Here is a 13304-nt window from a genome sequence, read left to right as displayed (position 1 = left end):
ACGTTTACGAATAATATACGTAGTTATTTAGTTTACGGTTGCCCAAATTACTTACATATTGGGCAAAAAAACTTTTTTTGTAACAAAACTAGATGTGCTTCGTCTTGCTATTGTAACCCGTTATGGCCTAGTATTAGCAATAACCGAACCAAAATGCGACAATCGGAGTTTTTAAATGTGGTAATGCCATTTAAGGATAAGCTTTATAGGCTTGCCAAGCGCTTGTTGGTCTCTACCGAGGAGGCCGAGGATGCTACACAGGAAATCCTTTTGAAACTATGGTCAAAGAATGAAAAGATCGGGAGTTATAATAATGTAGAGGCCTTTGCTATGACAATGACAAAAAATTTCTGTTTAGATCGATTAAAGTCAAGACAAGCAGGGAATTTGAAGCTGGTCCATAGCAATTATGGAGAAACTAGTACCCCCTTGCAAAAACAGGTAGAGGCAAAGGACAGTGCTTCATGGGTACAGAAAATAATGGAAGAATTGCCGGAACAACAAAAAATGGTATTACAGCTAAGGGATGTGGAAGAATATGATTATGACGAAATTGCCGAAATGCTTGATATGAAACCCAGTACGGTAAGGGTGGCCTTATCCAGGGCTAGGAAAACAGTAAGGGAAAAATTGATGCAAAAACATAGTTATGGAATTGGATAATATAGAAAAGTTATTGGAAAAATACTTTGAGGCTTCCACTACGGTAGCTGAGGAAGAGGCCCTAAAAATCTATTTTTCAGGAGATAAGGTGGCACCACATCTTGAACAGTATGCCCCTTTGTTCCAGTATTTTTCCAATGCCAAAAAAGAACGGTTTACGAGACAGGTTCCACTAAAACCTAGAAAAAACTATTACAAGTGGATTTCCGTTGCGGCGGTAGCAGTTCTTGCCTTTGGCATCTATTTTGGCCCCGATCGCTATCGGAATTACCAAGAACAAAAAGAAGCGGAATTTGCCTACGAGGAAACCAGGAAGGCATTGAACCTCTTGGCCGAAAACTTTGGTCGTGGCACCGAAAAAATGGCCTATTTAAATCAGTTTGAAGAAACAAAACAAAAAATTTTCAACAACAATTAAAATTAGGATCATGAATAGTAAAAAGTTAATTATAACAAGTTTAATAGCGGCTTTGCCCTTAATTGGATTTTCCCAATCCCTATTTGATAAATATGAGGATTTGGACAACGTTAGCGCTGTAGTGGTAAACAAGAGTATGTTTAATCTCTTGGCTAAAATTGACGTAGAGGTAGATGACCCGGAAGCGCAGGAATTTATGGATATCGCCAAAAGTTTGAATAACCTTAAGGTCTTTATTACGGAAGATAATAGCGTTTCTGCAGATATGAAGTCATCGGTGGATAAATATTTGAAATCAGCTTCCATGGAAGAACTGATGCGTGTAAAAGATAAGGATACCAATGTGAAATTTTATATAAGACCGGGAAAGGATGACGACCATGTTCGAGAACTTTTAATGTTCGTTACCGGTATAAAGAACCGGGAAGAAATGAAAGGTGTAGACATCAATGGGCGACAGATAGAAACCGTGCTGTTATCCTTGACTGGCGATATAGATCTTAACAAAATAGGTTCCCTTACCAATAAAATGAACCTTCCCGAGGAATTGAACAAGGCGGGAAAAAAAGGAAATTAATAGAATCATTCATCAATCAAAACAATCATCATGAAAAAAGTAGTTGTAGTATTTTTAATGACCGTAGCGCCCTTGTTAGGCTTTTCCCAATCGATTTTTGATAAGTATGAGGACATGGACAACGTTGGGTCCGTGGTCATCAACAAGGGATTGATAAATCTTGTAAGTTCAATAGATATAGACGATGGCGATCAGGAGGCCAAGGATTTTTTGGATGTGGCCAGGGGTCTGGACGGCATAAAGGTTTTTATTACCGAGGACAAAGGAGTTTCAAAGGATATGTACAAAACCATGGGAAAGTATGTAAAATCCTCCTCACTGGAAGAATTGATGCGGGTAAAGGATAAAGATGCCAATGTGAAATTTTATATCAAAAATGGAAAGGATGATGACCATGTATATGAACTGTTAATGTTTGTCCAGGGAATCAATGATTCACATATGAATATTGATGGCAGGAAATTTGAATCTATTTTGGTGTCACTTACAGGTGATATTGATTTGAACAAAGTAAGTGCCCTTACCAAGAAAATGAATCTTCCGGACGAATTGAACAAAGTAGGTAATAAGTAAAGATATCAAAGAACCGTAGGCCAACGCTATGGCCATTTAAACTAATACATATGAAAATCACAAAATCAATTTTTATACTATCACTTTTCTTGAGTTTGGCTGCTTGTTCGTCCAATCAGAGCCTTCAGGAATATTATGTGGACAATGCGGATAACCCTAATTTTTTATCAGTAGACCTTCCGGTGAGTCTTTTAAATGTAGAAAAGGCGGAGTTGAACCCTGAGGAACGGGAAGCACTGGAAACTTTGAGGAAGATGAATATTCTGGCATTCAAAAAGACTCCTGAGAACACATCGGATTACACCTTGGAAAAGGCAAATGTAAAGGCTATTCTCAGCAATGGTAAGTTCACGGAATTAATGAAGGTGAATACGAGTTATGGCAAGGGTACGGTACAGTATCTTGGAGACGAAGATGCCATTGATGAAGTGGTCATCTATGGGGATAGTGATGACAAAGGATTTATGTTGGTCCGTATCTTGGGGAAAAATATGAATCCGGCGAAGTTGGTACAGTTTATACAAGCTCTTGAAAAATCCGATTACAGGGGCGAAGGCCTTGCAGATATCGTCTCTTTTTTTAAAGACTGATTTAATTATCAATACTAAAAACACTGAATAAAAACCGCTTTGGGATTTCCCAAAGCGGTTTTTATTTGTACGGGCTTGAGTCTATTTGGTAGTTAATAAAAGCGTTTTCTTTTCAGGACTAAATTGCTATATTGAGCACTATTAACACTAACTAAAATTATACCATTATGGAAGAAGCTGAAGTTTGGATGAACAAGGGAATGGACTTTGTCATCGAATATGGCCCCAAAGTATTGGGCGCTATTTTAATTTACATTGTCGGTTCTTGGATTATCAAGAAGATTATTGGTACTGCCCGTAAAGTAATGAGCAAAAGTAGTTATGATGAGTCCCTTCAACGCTTTTTGTTGAATATGGCTTTGTGGGCATTGAAGGTACTGCTTATAATAATCGTTATTTCTACACTTGGTGTCGATGTTACTACCTTTGCTGCTGTTATCGCAGCAGCCGGTTTAGCGGTAGGTTTGGCACTTCAAGGATCACTTTCCAATTTTGCGGGGGGCGTTCTGATTATGATATTTAAGCCATACCGAATAGGCGATCTTATAGAGGCCCAAGGTGTTTTGGGGGTGGTAAAGGAAATAGAAATTTTCACTACAAAATTAACTACGCCAGAAAACAAACTAGCAATCGTTCCTAACGGGGCCATGGCCAATGGGAACATCATTAACTATACCGAGGAAGGAAAGATTCGAGTGGATACCGTTGTTGGGGTAGGTTATGGCGAGGATATTAAAAAGACCAAGGAGGTTCTTATGGAAGTGCTTACCTCAAACCCTAAGGTGTTGCCGGAACCGGCCCCTTCGGTAAACGTAATGGAACTAGCGGACAGTTCTGTCAATTTCGCAGTTAGGCCTTTTTGCAAGCCAGAGGATTATTGGGATGTATATTTCGCAACTTATGAGGGCGCTAAATTGGCTCTTGATGCTGCAGGTATTGAAATTCCATATCCACATTCCGTTGAGATTCATAAGGAAGGATGACACCTATTTGGAGACTATTATTGCACAAAATCTGTCCGTTTTAAGCGGGCAGATTTTTTTATATCCCTGTATAATTACTTGGGGTAATGGCCTTTAATTCGTCTTTAATGGCATTGGAGATTTCTAGCGTATCTATGAATTTGGCAATGGATTCCTGATTGATTTTTTCATTGGTCCGCGTCAATCCTTTTAACGCCTCATAGGGATTGGGATAGGCTTCTCGACGCAAGATAGTTTGAATGGCCTCCGCAACAACTGCCCAATTATTCTCTAGGTCCTCCCTAAATTTGTCCTCGTTGAGCAGTAACTTGTTCAACCCCTTTAAAGTGGATTGAAAAGCCAAGACGGTATGGGCAAAAGGCACTCCAATGTTTCTAAGAACGGTACTGTCCGTTAAATCGCGCTGTAATCTGGATACGGGAAGTTTTGCGGACAGATGCTCAAAAAGAGCATTGGCAATGCCCAAGTTGCCTTCTGAATTCTCAAAATCGATTGGATTTACCTTATGGGGCATAGCTGAAGATCCAACTTCCCCGGCCTTAATTTTCTGTTTGAAGTAGTCCATGGAAACATACGTCCAAAAATCCCGGTCCAAATCCAACAGAATGGTATTGATTCGTTTTAAAGTATCAAAAAGTGCGGCCATGTGGTCATAATGCTCTATTTGTGTGGTGGGGAAGGAATGGTGTAGTCCGAGTTTTTCCTGAACGAATTCCTTTCCGAATAGCTTCCAATCCAAATCTGGATATGCCACCTTATGCGCGTTATAATTTCCCGTCGCTCCTCCAAATTTTGAAGCACTGGGAATATCGTTAAGAAGGTTAAACTGTTCCTTTAATCGTTCCACATAAACAGCTATCTCCTTTCCAAGTCGGGTAGGAGAGGCGGGTTGCCCATGGGTACGGGCCAGCATTGGAATTGCCTTCCATTCTTTCGCCAGTTCTTGTAACTTTTCAAAAACCTCAAGGTACCGGGGTACATATACTTCGTTTAGAGCCTCCTTTAGGGATAAGGGAATGGCCGTATTATTGATATCTTGGGAAGTGAGACCAAAATGGATGAACTCCTTATATTTTTCCAATCCAAGCGCGTCAAATTCTTTTTTGATGAAATATTCAACAGCCTTTACATCATGATTGGTGACTTTTTCTATCTCTTTAATATCGTTCGCATGTGCTGCGTTAAATTTTTGATAGATTTCCCTGAGCCTAGCAAATTTTGTAGGGTCAAACGATTGCAATTGTGGTAGAGGAATCTCACAAAGTGCAATAAAATATTCAATTTCTACCCGAACACGATACTTTATTAGGGCTTCTTCAGAAAAAAAGTTGGCCAAAGCATCCGTTTTGGCCCTATACCTGCCGTCTATGGGCGAAATTGCATTTAATGGATTCAAGGACATGTATTCTAAAATTGGTGGGTTAAAGCAAGTTGCAAAGATACTTATAAGCGAGGGAGTTTAAAAGCTTATGCTCCATAAGTTAAGCTTTCCAAGTGTATGCTTTTAAATTGTGATGGGTTGAATTTTGGAAGTTCATTTTCTAAAGAAATAGTTTTTGGGACTTCCTATTTTATTTTGGCCAATACCATTCTGGCTCGGGCCTTGTACGCCGCACTGCCTTCCCCATAGTTCTGCTCCAACACCATTTTTAACTCAGGATGTACCCAATCAAATTTTCGTCCTAGTAAAAACAAGGAAGTCATTGAGTAGGCCTTTGCGGCTACTTTGTAATCTCCTATGAGCCAATCAAAGCTAGCAGCGGCGATTGCTTCCAAATGCTTCTCCTGTAGCGCTTTTTGCGCTTCGTTTTTCGTTTTTGAAAAGTAGGCTTTTGCGAGGAATTCACATATTTTGGCCAATGGCCTTACCGAGGAGTCCAAGCGGACACCACTCATATTCGAAGTTAAAAAGTTGAGATGGGGATAAATGTAATGTAGTCTCTTTTTGAGCGTAAATTCCAATACCCAAGAACCTCTACAGGAAATCGGATTCTCGTCTTTAAAAATTATTTCGAGGAGTGGACGGATTAAATCCGGATCATCGGAAATAAGTGTAGCCATTTGGGTACGTTTTTCTCTTGTGGCATCCACATAATTTAAAGATTGATATAATTCCGTTTTGGTCACAAAAATTGTACTTTCACCTTGCCTCAAATATAAAATCATGAAAACAGTAAAAAAAATTTCTTTAATACTATTGGCGATTTTTATTGCCATTCAATTTTTTAGACCAGAAAAGAACTTGGCAAATGGAAATCACACCGAAATTTTTCTTGCCGAAACCAACCCGGCCACAGAATTAAGGGTTGTATTGGAAGAAACTTGCTATGACTGCCATAGTAACAATACCGTATATCCTTGGTACAATAACATAGCTCCGGTTTCATTTTGGTTGGCCAACCATGTGAAGGATGGTAAAAAACATTTGAATTTTTCTGCTTGGGATGGTTATTCCGTCAAAAAGAAGGACCATAAACTAGAGGAGGTAATAGAGATGATAGAGAATGGCGAAATGCCGTTAAAAGAATATACCTGGACCCATGAAAATGCCAGATTGACCAACGAGCAACGGGAGTCTATAGTAGCATGGGCCAAAAAGACTAGGTTATTTTATCAATTAAACGAGATACCGCAATAGGCACTCCTACCGAAGCCTTTTCCGCTAAAACTACTAGATTTTCATAGTTGTTCGAGGCCAAGCTAGGCTTTGGATCGATGAAATAAATGGGTATTCCGCTGGGAGCATACTGTATTAACCCCGCTGCCGGATATACTTGCATGGAAGTTCCGATTATAAGCAATGCGTCGGCATTTTGGGTGATTTCGATGGCCTTTTCTATCATAGGCACCTGTTCCCCAAACCACACGATATGGGGGCGCAATTGATGGCCATCCCCACAAACATCACCCCAGTTTAAATCCTTTTTCCAATCTAGAATCAGGTTTTGATTTCCTGTACTTCGTACTTTAAACAATTCTCCATGCAAATGAACCACATCAGTGCTTCCCGCCCTTTCATGCAAATCGTCTATATTCTGGGTAATAATCGTCGTTTTAAAATGTGCCTCTAAATTTGCCAGTGCTATATGCGCCTGGTTGGGGGACACTTCTAAAAGTTGTCTACGTCTTTGGTTATAGAAATCCAGTACCAATTCCGGGTTGCTGGCAAAGCCATTTGGGGACGCCACTTCCATAACATCATGTCCTTCCCATAGGCCATCGGCATCGCGGAATGTTTTGATGCCGCTTTCAGCACTTACACCTGCCCCGGTCAGGACGACTACTTTTTTCCTCATCATTTTAAAAATAAGGTTTTTATTATATTCGACATATGACAGACCCAAAACTTTTGACATATTTAGAGGGTTTTATTAGTCCTGAGCGCAAGAATCGATTCCTGGAAATTTTGGAAAAGCGCACCAAATTTGTAACCGTTGCCATTGAGGACGTATTTCAGTTCCACAATACAAGTGCAATAATTCGTAGCTGTGAGGTTTTCGGGATACAAGAGGCCCATGTTATCGAAAATCGTTTTGGAAAACGATTGGACAAGAATATTGCCATGGGAGCCCAGCAATGGGTAGATGTACATCGTTATGATGTTTCCAAGGATTGCCTGGCGAGTTTAAAGGAGGACGGATACCAAATTATTGCCACGACACCACATATAGATTCCTGTTTATTGGAAAATTTCCAAATTAGTACTAAGCTCGCACTATTCTTCGGTACCGAAAAGGAGGGACTTAGCAATGAGGTTGTCCAGGCAGCAGATGGTTTTTTAAAAATACCTATGGTCGGATTTACCGAAAGCCTAAATGTTTCGGTATCCGCCGCGATATTGCTTCAAGTCCTTACCGAAAAGTTAAGAAAATCAAAGTTTTCCTGGCAATTGACGGAAAAGGAAAAATTGGAAAAACGGTTGGACTGGACCAAAAAATCCATTAAAAGCGTAGAGGAAATATTAAAAAGATACCATAGCTAGAATTGATTTTTTTCTTACATTGTTCCAATAACTAACTAATAATTAAGCAAATGACTATTGTACTGTACATTCTAGCGGGAATCATTTTATTACTTTTAGTATTGGCATTTTTGGCGCCAAAGACCTATGATGTTTCCAGATCAATCAATATTTCCAAACCAAAAGGAGAAGTTTTTGAATACCTAAGATCATTGAAAAAGATGGATGAATGGTCTCCATGGGCAAAGAAAGACCCCAATATGGAGAAGAAATTCACAGGAACGGATGGAGAAGTGGGAGCAACGAGTTATTGGAACGGTAATAAAGATGTTGGGGAAGGAGAACAGGAAATTACCAAAATTGTAGAAGGTGAGCGAGTAGAATCCGAATTACGTTTTTTAAAGCCATGGAAATCCACCTCGGATTGTTATATGGAGGTTAAGGATGGAGATGGGCAAACCAAAGTTACCTGGGGATTCACTGGTAAAAACAAGTTTCCAATGAGTATCATGATGTTATTTATGAGTATGGACAAAATGGTAGGAAAGGATTTTGAAGAGGGGCTTGCTACCCTGAAGTCAAATCTGGAAAAATAAGAGGTATGGATTACAATATGGTAGGGTGGTTTGAAATACCGGTGACCAACATGGAACGGGCCAAGAAATTCTATGAGGCGGTCTTTGATATCACAATTTCCGTCCATGACCTGGATGGTTTTATAATGGGATGGTTTCCGAATGCACCTAACAAGCCTGGTGCAACAGGTTCTTTGGTCCAGCATGAAATGTATAATGCCAGCCCTACCCATGGCCCTTTGATTTATTTTTCGAGCAAAGATGTTGATATAGAACTCGCTAGGGTAGAGGGGGTAGGCGGTACAATTTTAAAGGCGAAAACTGAAATAGGAGACGGTCATGGCTTTATGGCCCTTGTAGAGGATACTGAAAACAATAGAATTGCCCTTCATTCCAGAAGTTGAACTTTTCTGGAAATAGGAGACACCGCAGAAATTTTCGAATCCTTATTCAAAAATTATAACGGTTCCCGTATAGTCCATTTGTTACTTATTGACTGAAAAGGCACTTTAGCAAATAAGTTAAGCAACTTGGTTCTTTTTTGGATAAATGGAAAAGACTACTCCACCTAATTGTTTGCCAATTCGAGCAGTGCAATAGTATTGTCATTTTCCAAAAGCACTTTGCCATTCCGTACCTCAACTTCTGTTTCGGAATAGGTGTCGTAAAGTTTGGTGCCATCGCCAAAGAAACCTTTGACCCAAAGCGATTTTTTCCCTTTGGGAAGATCCAAACCTATTACCACCTTGTCCTTGAATTCCCCTTCCATGTAGGTCCTGCTAAAAACATATGGTTTTTTGCCCAATCTTTTGTGTTTTCCCGCTCCAATTGCCGGATGATCTCGTCTAAATTTCCCTAATTTTTGCCAATGAACCAGAGTGTTTCGGGTTGTGGATAGACTATCCAATTCTTCCCAGTTCATAAATGAACGTAAGGTAGCGTCCCCCACACTTCCATCAATGACAAGACTTCTTGCAGTTTCGTCTCCATAATATACTTGAGATGCGCCTGGAGTAAGCAAAAGTACGTTGGCCGCCCTAATGGGGTCTTTCCTTTCCATGTCATACGGTTCCCCATCATCGTGCGAGGTAAGGTAATTTACCACGCTCTTATTCTTTAGTTTGGTATGTAAGAGGCTGCTATACTTTTTAAAAATTGTTTCGTAGTCTTGTAGGGCATCCTTTTTTAATTCAAAGTTGATAAGACTTTTAAAACCATAGTTAAAAAAGTCCACTTTCCTATCGCCAAAATCGAACTCCCTTCCGCCCGAAATACCATAGTTGTAAACTTCACCTACCATATAAAAAGGGGCATCATCTAGAATATCATCCGGATGTTTTTTCTTCCAAGTATTAAAGGCATGCGTAGCCTCTTTATACAGATCGGCCCAAGCACTTTCGTTCACATGTTTCACCGTGTCCACTCTATATCCATCAATTCCCAGGTCATGTATGTAATCCGTAAGCCATTTTATAATGTAGAATCTTGGAGCCCTGGGATATCCTGTCCGTTCAAAGAACAATTGTAATTCATCCAATTCCTGACTCAATCTTCCTTCTTCTTTCCATTTTGCAAGTAAGGCATCCGGAAGTTCTACCGGTTCATTAGATTCTGTTCGTATATCGGGTAAATTATCCACTAAAGTGCAAGCTGTGGTATTTTCATACGTAGTAAATTCGCAGGTGGGATCCGTCCGTACCCATTCTTCGGGCCAAACCGGATCCTTTGGTGTAACCGGCCCTGTGTGGTTCAAAACAACATCCATGAGGACCCGAATACCTTTCTTATGTGCAGTTTTGACCAAATTTTCCAAATCTTCCTTTGTCCCAAAATTAGGGTCCAGAGCGGTCCAATCCTTTGCCCAATACCCATGATACCCATAGGTGTTACCTGTACTTTCATCCGTAGCACCATGAATTTGTTCGATTACTGGGGTAAACCAGATGGCATTTATACCCAACTCGGAAAAATAATTTTCTTCAATTTTCTGGGTAATTCCTTCAAGGTCACCGCCCATAAAACCTCTTAACGTACCCGTAGAATCGGTTCTTTCAAAATTGATATCGTTTTTTGGATTTCCATTGTTAAAGCGATCGGTCAATAAAAAATAAATATTGGCACTCTCCCAAACAAAGGGCTTTTCACTCCTGGGTTCGGGGAGGGAATCTCTCATAACGATAGTCTCTTGAGGGGATTCTTTTTTTTCGTTTTTACAGGCAAAAAAAATGGGGAGCACGATACTAGCAATAAGCAGTTTTCTCATGGGCATCTATTTTGTCTAAAGCTATAAAATGCAGTGGGGAAATCAAAAAAATTATTTTTTTCTGTTCAGGACCTTAAATTCCTCGTAACAGCTGCTTATGGCATCTAGTATCTGAAGATCGTTTGCAGTCCTTATAAAAGATTTGGAATAATTGCAACTATTAAGGATATCCTCTATATCTACCTTCTCCAATTGCAGGAATTCCCTCAACGTTTCCCTATCGAATTTGGAGGCCAAAAGATTCCGTATTTCATCGTCTTCCTTCATCTTCCGCAATTTTCGCATCTGGTTGGGCTTTTTGCCAAAGAGGTTTCGAAGTAAATCGGCAGGATTTAATATGGCTCCTAATACCTTGGTAACGGCGCTAGGGTTTTTATTGCCCGCTTCGTAGCTAACGGAAAGTCCTGAAATACTATATTGATACGCATTGTTTATAGGAAGGTTTTTCACATCGATCTCCAGATAGCCCGTGAGCTGGTAAGGTGTAACAATTACCTCCTCCAATGCATAGGCCAACTCCGTAAGCGCAATTTTGGTGTCCTTGAACTTGAACATGTCATTGGTTACCCGGATTTTCTGTGACTTAAAACCCAAAAAAGAGAAATACAGGGTATCGTTAACCGCAGCAGTAATGGAAAATTGCCCATTTTCATTGGTTATGGTACCCCGAACTTGGTTAAGGTTAACTACATGCACACTTTCCATAGGAACACTGGTCTGTGCATTAATGACCGTTGCGGATATTTTACCATCTTCTAACTGTTCCTCCTCTTGTTGGGAAATCCCCATAAGGCTTAAAAAGACAAAGAAGATAAATATTTGATATTTCCGCATTAACCTTAAAATTCCAAAATAAATCTACGAAACAAAACAAAAAAATACGCCTAGGCGTATTTTTTAATATACAATTAACTAAAAGAAATCACTTTTTCTCTTTTTACTCCTTCTTTTGCCCGAATACGTGGCCTGGCCTTGACCGCGATCTCTTCTTTTACCACGTCCGCGGTCCCTATCCCTTCTACGACCTTTGTCCTTGCCGCCTCGATTGCCACGACCACCTCCAGGGTTGTTGGAAACTTCTACGTTCACGAATCGTCCGTCTACCTTAAAATCGGTAAAGGTGGACAATACTTTTTCGGACACACCGGTATCGGTATTGAAAAAGGAAAAACTTTCCTTTACATCTACCTTGTATACATCTTCTTTATCCAGACCAACAGTATCGCGTAAAAAATCTTTTAAGGACATCCAATCGTATCCATCTCTTTCGCCGACATTTATGAAATAACGAACAGATCCATTTGAGGAAAAGGAAGCATTCTTATCCTTACCTCCCCTTCTTTCCCCTGAATCGGATGAATTCAGGTCTTTGGTCTTATTATAATAATTGGAAAAGCGCGTGAATTCTACAGAGACTATTTTTTTGATGAGCTCTTCCCGATCAATGCCGTTAAGGACATCATATATTGCAGGGAGATAGTTTTCTACATCCTTGTTTATCTCCGTATTTTTAATCTTACTGGCCAAATGGTATAGTTGTATTTCACAGATTTCCATACCTGTAGGTATTTTTTTGGAAATGAACTGCTGCTTTATCTTTTTCTCGATGGCGTTTATCTTACGCATTTCACTGCGGGTAATAATTACCATAGAAACCCCTGATTTTCCAGCTCTCCCGGTTCTCCCACTTCGGTGCGTGTAAGTTTCAATTTCGTCGGGAAGTTGGTAATTGATTACATGGGTAATATCATCAACATCTATACCTCTTGCAGCGACGTCCGTTGCCACTAGCATTTGTATCTGTTTTTTGCGAAAGGCGTTCATCACCAAGTCACGTTGATTTTGACTAAGGTCACCATGCAACGCTCCTGCATTGTAGCCGTCCTCGATTAATTTTTCGGCTACTTTCTGGGTATCTCTTTTGGTTCTACAAAAAACAACCGAAAATATATCGGGATTGGCATCCGCCAATCGTTTTAAGGCAGGGTAACGGTCTCTTCCGCCAACTACATAGAATTCGTGCTGTACGGTATCCACTCCGGAATTCTTGGCGCCAACAGTTATTTCCTGTGGATGGTGCATGAACTTTTTGGCAATGTGGGCCACTTCTCTTGGCATGGTTGCGGAAAACAGCCATGTGGATTTTTCTTTAGGCGTATTGGAAAGGATATCCTTAATATCCTCATAAAAGCCCATATTGAGCATTTCATCCGCTTCGTCCAGAATACAATAATCAATTTTTGAAATGTCCACCAGACCACGGCCAATCATATCTTTCATTCTTCCTGGCGTTGCCACTACAATCTGCGCCCCCCGCTTAATTTGTCGGGCCTGATCAGTAATGCTCGCTCCTCCGTAGATGGCAACCGTGTTTATGCTTTTTTCGTATTTGGAATACGATTGCATTTCATTGGTTATTTGCAAACAGAGTTCTCGGGTAGGGGATAGGATAAGTCCTTGGGTAGTTCTACTTTCCTTGTCGATTTTTTGTATCAGGGGAAATCCGAATGCTGCTGTCTTTCCTGTTCCCGTCTGGGCCAGAGCTACCAAATCGGTTTCTCCTTCCAATAAAATAGGGATTGCTTTTTCCTGTACTTCCGAAGGGGTCTCAAAACCCATATCGGAAACCGCATTTAATAGGGACTGTTCTAGCCCCAATGCTTCAAATGTTGTCATAATGTGTTTTACTTAATCGCAAATA

General features: G+C 40.2%; 16 protein-coding genes. 10 read left to right on the top strand and 6 right to left on the bottom strand.

What is annotated here, in order from left to right; genetic code table 11:
- Nucleotides 1-153 precede the first annotated feature (153 nt).
- The 6 genes from ACP2AF_RS17680 (at nucleotide 154) to ACP2AF_RS17655 (ending at nucleotide 3804) form a co-directional block, all read left to right on the top strand.
- Nucleotides 154-663 (top strand): RNA polymerase sigma factor, encoded by a 510-nt coding sequence (locus ACP2AF_RS17680; RefSeq protein WP_425237469.1) that lies wholly within the window; start codon nucleotides 154-156, stop codon nucleotides 661-663.
- A complete protein-coding gene (locus tag ACP2AF_RS17675) occupies nucleotides 650-1081 on the top strand; it encodes a hypothetical protein (protein ID WP_425237468.1) in 432 nt (143 codons plus the stop codon). Before ACP2AF_RS17680 ends, ACP2AF_RS17675 begins: the two co-directional genes overlap by 14 nt.
- A gap of 10 nt (nucleotides 1082-1091) precedes the next feature.
- Nucleotides 1092-1658, top strand: a complete 567-nt coding sequence (locus tag ACP2AF_RS17670; protein ID WP_425237467.1) for a DUF4252 domain-containing protein — start codon at nucleotides 1092-1094, stop codon at nucleotides 1656-1658.
- 30 nt (nucleotides 1659-1688) lie between these two features.
- Nucleotides 1689-2231: a DUF4252 domain-containing protein gene (locus ACP2AF_RS17665; protein ID WP_425237466.1), complete on the top strand. Its 543-nt coding sequence runs from the start codon at nucleotides 1689-1691 to the stop codon at nucleotides 2229-2231.
- 50 nt (nucleotides 2232-2281) lie between these two features.
- On the top strand, nucleotides 2282-2821 hold the full coding sequence (locus ACP2AF_RS17660; RefSeq protein WP_425237465.1) for a DUF4252 domain-containing protein: 540 nt from the start codon (nucleotides 2282-2284) through the stop codon (nucleotides 2819-2821).
- A gap of 167 nt (nucleotides 2822-2988) precedes the next feature.
- Nucleotides 2989-3804 (top strand): mechanosensitive ion channel family protein, encoded by an 816-nt coding sequence (locus tag ACP2AF_RS17655; protein WP_425237464.1) that lies wholly within the window; start codon nucleotides 2989-2991, stop codon nucleotides 3802-3804.
- Between the two features lie 58 nt (nucleotides 3805-3862).
- Here ACP2AF_RS17655 and purB read toward each other — a convergent pair whose 3' ends face one another.
- On the bottom strand, nucleotides 3863-5206 hold the full coding sequence (gene purB, locus ACP2AF_RS17650) for an adenylosuccinate lyase (protein WP_425237463.1): 1344 nt from the start codon (nucleotides 5204-5206) through the stop codon (nucleotides 3863-3865).
- 164 nt (nucleotides 5207-5370) lie between these two features.
- Entirely contained in the window at nucleotides 5371-5865 is a 495-nt protein-coding gene (locus ACP2AF_RS17645) for an adenylosuccinate lyase (protein ID WP_425237462.1), read from the bottom strand.
- A gap of 103 nt (nucleotides 5866-5968) precedes the next feature.
- Here ACP2AF_RS17645 and ACP2AF_RS17640 point away from each other — a divergent pair, with 103 nt between their 5' ends.
- A complete protein-coding gene (locus ACP2AF_RS17640; protein WP_425237461.1) occupies nucleotides 5969-6442 on the top strand; it encodes a heme-binding domain-containing protein in 474 nt (157 codons plus the stop codon).
- Here the strand turns inward: ACP2AF_RS17640 and ACP2AF_RS17635 are convergent.
- On the bottom strand, nucleotides 6405-7103 hold the full coding sequence (locus ACP2AF_RS17635) for an SIR2 family NAD-dependent protein deacylase (RefSeq protein WP_425237460.1): 699 nt from the start codon (nucleotides 7101-7103) through the stop codon (nucleotides 6405-6407). The genes ACP2AF_RS17640 and ACP2AF_RS17635 overlap by 38 nt on opposite strands.
- Nucleotides 7104-7135: 32 nt before the next feature.
- On the opposite strand from ACP2AF_RS17635, the gene ACP2AF_RS17630 reads away from it, so the two are divergent.
- The 3 genes from ACP2AF_RS17630 to ACP2AF_RS17620 are packed head-to-tail and all read left to right on the top strand — an operon-like array spanning nucleotide 7136 to nucleotide 8744.
- Nucleotides 7136-7786: a TrmH family RNA methyltransferase gene (locus tag ACP2AF_RS17630; RefSeq protein ID WP_425237459.1), complete on the top strand. Its 651-nt coding sequence runs from the start codon at nucleotides 7136-7138 to the stop codon at nucleotides 7784-7786.
- Between the two features lie 50 nt (nucleotides 7787-7836).
- Entirely contained in the window at nucleotides 7837-8361 is a 525-nt protein-coding gene (locus ACP2AF_RS17625) for an SRPBCC family protein (protein ID WP_425237458.1), read from the top strand.
- A 5-nt stretch (nucleotides 8362-8366) separates the two neighbouring features.
- The gene (locus tag ACP2AF_RS17620) at nucleotides 8367-8744 is read left to right on the top strand and encodes a VOC family protein (RefSeq protein ID WP_425237457.1); all 378 of its coding nucleotides are present in this window, start codon (nucleotides 8367-8369) and stop codon (nucleotides 8742-8744) included.
- 164 nt (nucleotides 8745-8908) lie between these two features.
- Here ACP2AF_RS17620 and ACP2AF_RS17615 read toward each other — a convergent pair whose 3' ends face one another.
- The 3 genes from ACP2AF_RS17615 to ACP2AF_RS17605 all read right to left on the bottom strand — a co-directional run bounded on the left by ACP2AF_RS17615 (nucleotide 8909) and on the right by ACP2AF_RS17605 (nucleotide 13279).
- Nucleotides 8909-10603, bottom strand: coding sequence for an alpha-amylase family glycosyl hydrolase (locus tag ACP2AF_RS17615; RefSeq protein ID WP_425237456.1), 1695 nt, complete (start codon nucleotides 10601-10603; stop codon nucleotides 8909-8911).
- A gap of 51 nt (nucleotides 10604-10654) precedes the next feature.
- Nucleotides 10655-11392: a carboxypeptidase-like regulatory domain-containing protein gene (locus ACP2AF_RS17610; RefSeq protein WP_425237455.1), complete on the bottom strand. Its 738-nt coding sequence runs from the start codon at nucleotides 11390-11392 to the stop codon at nucleotides 10655-10657.
- A 123-nt stretch (nucleotides 11393-11515) separates the two neighbouring features.
- Nucleotides 11516-13279 carry a DEAD/DEAH box helicase gene (locus ACP2AF_RS17605; protein WP_425237454.1) on the bottom strand — a complete coding sequence of 588 codons (1764 nt, stop codon included), beginning with the start codon at nucleotides 13277-13279 and terminating at the stop codon, nucleotides 11516-11518.
- Nucleotides 13280-13304 lie beyond the last annotated feature (25 nt).

Source organism: Ulvibacterium sp. (assembly GCF_965248315.1).
GTDB lineage: Bacteria > Bacteroidota > Bacteroidia > Flavobacteriales > Flavobacteriaceae > Ulvibacterium.
This window is presented reverse-complemented; position numbering and strand designations above follow the sequence as displayed.

What these genes read in the sequence shown, in the direction of transcription:
- ACP2AF_RS17680 (WP_425237469.1), top strand. Translation starts at nt 154, where the DNA reads ATGCGACAATCGGAGTTTTTAAATGTGGTAATGCCATTTAAGGATAAG.
- ACP2AF_RS17670 (WP_425237467.1), top strand. Translation starts at nt 1,092, where the DNA reads ATGAATAGTAAAAAGTTAATTATAACAAGTTTAATAGCGGCTTTGCCC.
- ACP2AF_RS17660 (WP_425237465.1), top strand. Translation starts at nt 2,282, where the DNA reads ATGAAAATCACAAAATCAATTTTTATACTATCACTTTTCTTGAGTTTG.
- purB (WP_425237463.1), bottom strand. Translation starts at nt 5,206, where the DNA reads ATGTCCTTGAATCCATTAAATGCAATTTCGCCCATAGACGGCAGGTAT.
- ACP2AF_RS17645 (WP_425237462.1), bottom strand. Translation starts at nt 5,865, where the DNA reads ATGGCTACACTTATTTCCGATGATCCGGATTTAATCCGTCCACTCCTC.
- ACP2AF_RS17635 (WP_425237460.1), bottom strand. Translation starts at nt 7,103, where the DNA reads ATGATGAGGAAAAAAGTAGTCGTCCTGACCGGGGCAGGTGTAAGTGCT.
- ACP2AF_RS17655 (WP_425237464.1), top strand. Translation starts at nt 2,989, where the DNA reads ATGGAAGAAGCTGAAGTTTGGATGAACAAGGGAATGGACTTTGTCATC.
- ACP2AF_RS17605 (WP_425237454.1), bottom strand. Translation starts at nt 13,279, where the DNA reads ATGACAACATTTGAAGCATTGGGGCTAGAACAGTCCCTATTAAATGCG.
- ACP2AF_RS17640 (WP_425237461.1), top strand. Translation starts at nt 5,969, where the DNA reads ATGAAAACAGTAAAAAAAATTTCTTTAATACTATTGGCGATTTTTATT.
- ACP2AF_RS17615 (WP_425237456.1), bottom strand. Translation starts at nt 10,603, where the DNA reads ATGAGAAAACTGCTTATTGCTAGTATCGTGCTCCCCATTTTTTTTGCC.
- ACP2AF_RS17675 (WP_425237468.1), top strand. Translation starts at nt 650, where the DNA reads ATGGAATTGGATAATATAGAAAAGTTATTGGAAAAATACTTTGAGGCT.
- ACP2AF_RS17620 (WP_425237457.1), top strand. Translation starts at nt 8,367, where the DNA reads ATGGATTACAATATGGTAGGGTGGTTTGAAATACCGGTGACCAACATG.
- ACP2AF_RS17610 (WP_425237455.1), bottom strand. Translation starts at nt 11,392, where the DNA reads ATGGGGATTTCCCAACAAGAGGAGGAACAGTTAGAAGATGGTAAAATA.
- ACP2AF_RS17630 (WP_425237459.1), top strand. Translation starts at nt 7,136, where the DNA reads ATGACAGACCCAAAACTTTTGACATATTTAGAGGGTTTTATTAGTCCT.
- ACP2AF_RS17665 (WP_425237466.1), top strand. Translation starts at nt 1,689, where the DNA reads ATGAAAAAAGTAGTTGTAGTATTTTTAATGACCGTAGCGCCCTTGTTA.
- ACP2AF_RS17625 (WP_425237458.1), top strand. Translation starts at nt 7,837, where the DNA reads ATGACTATTGTACTGTACATTCTAGCGGGAATCATTTTATTACTTTTA.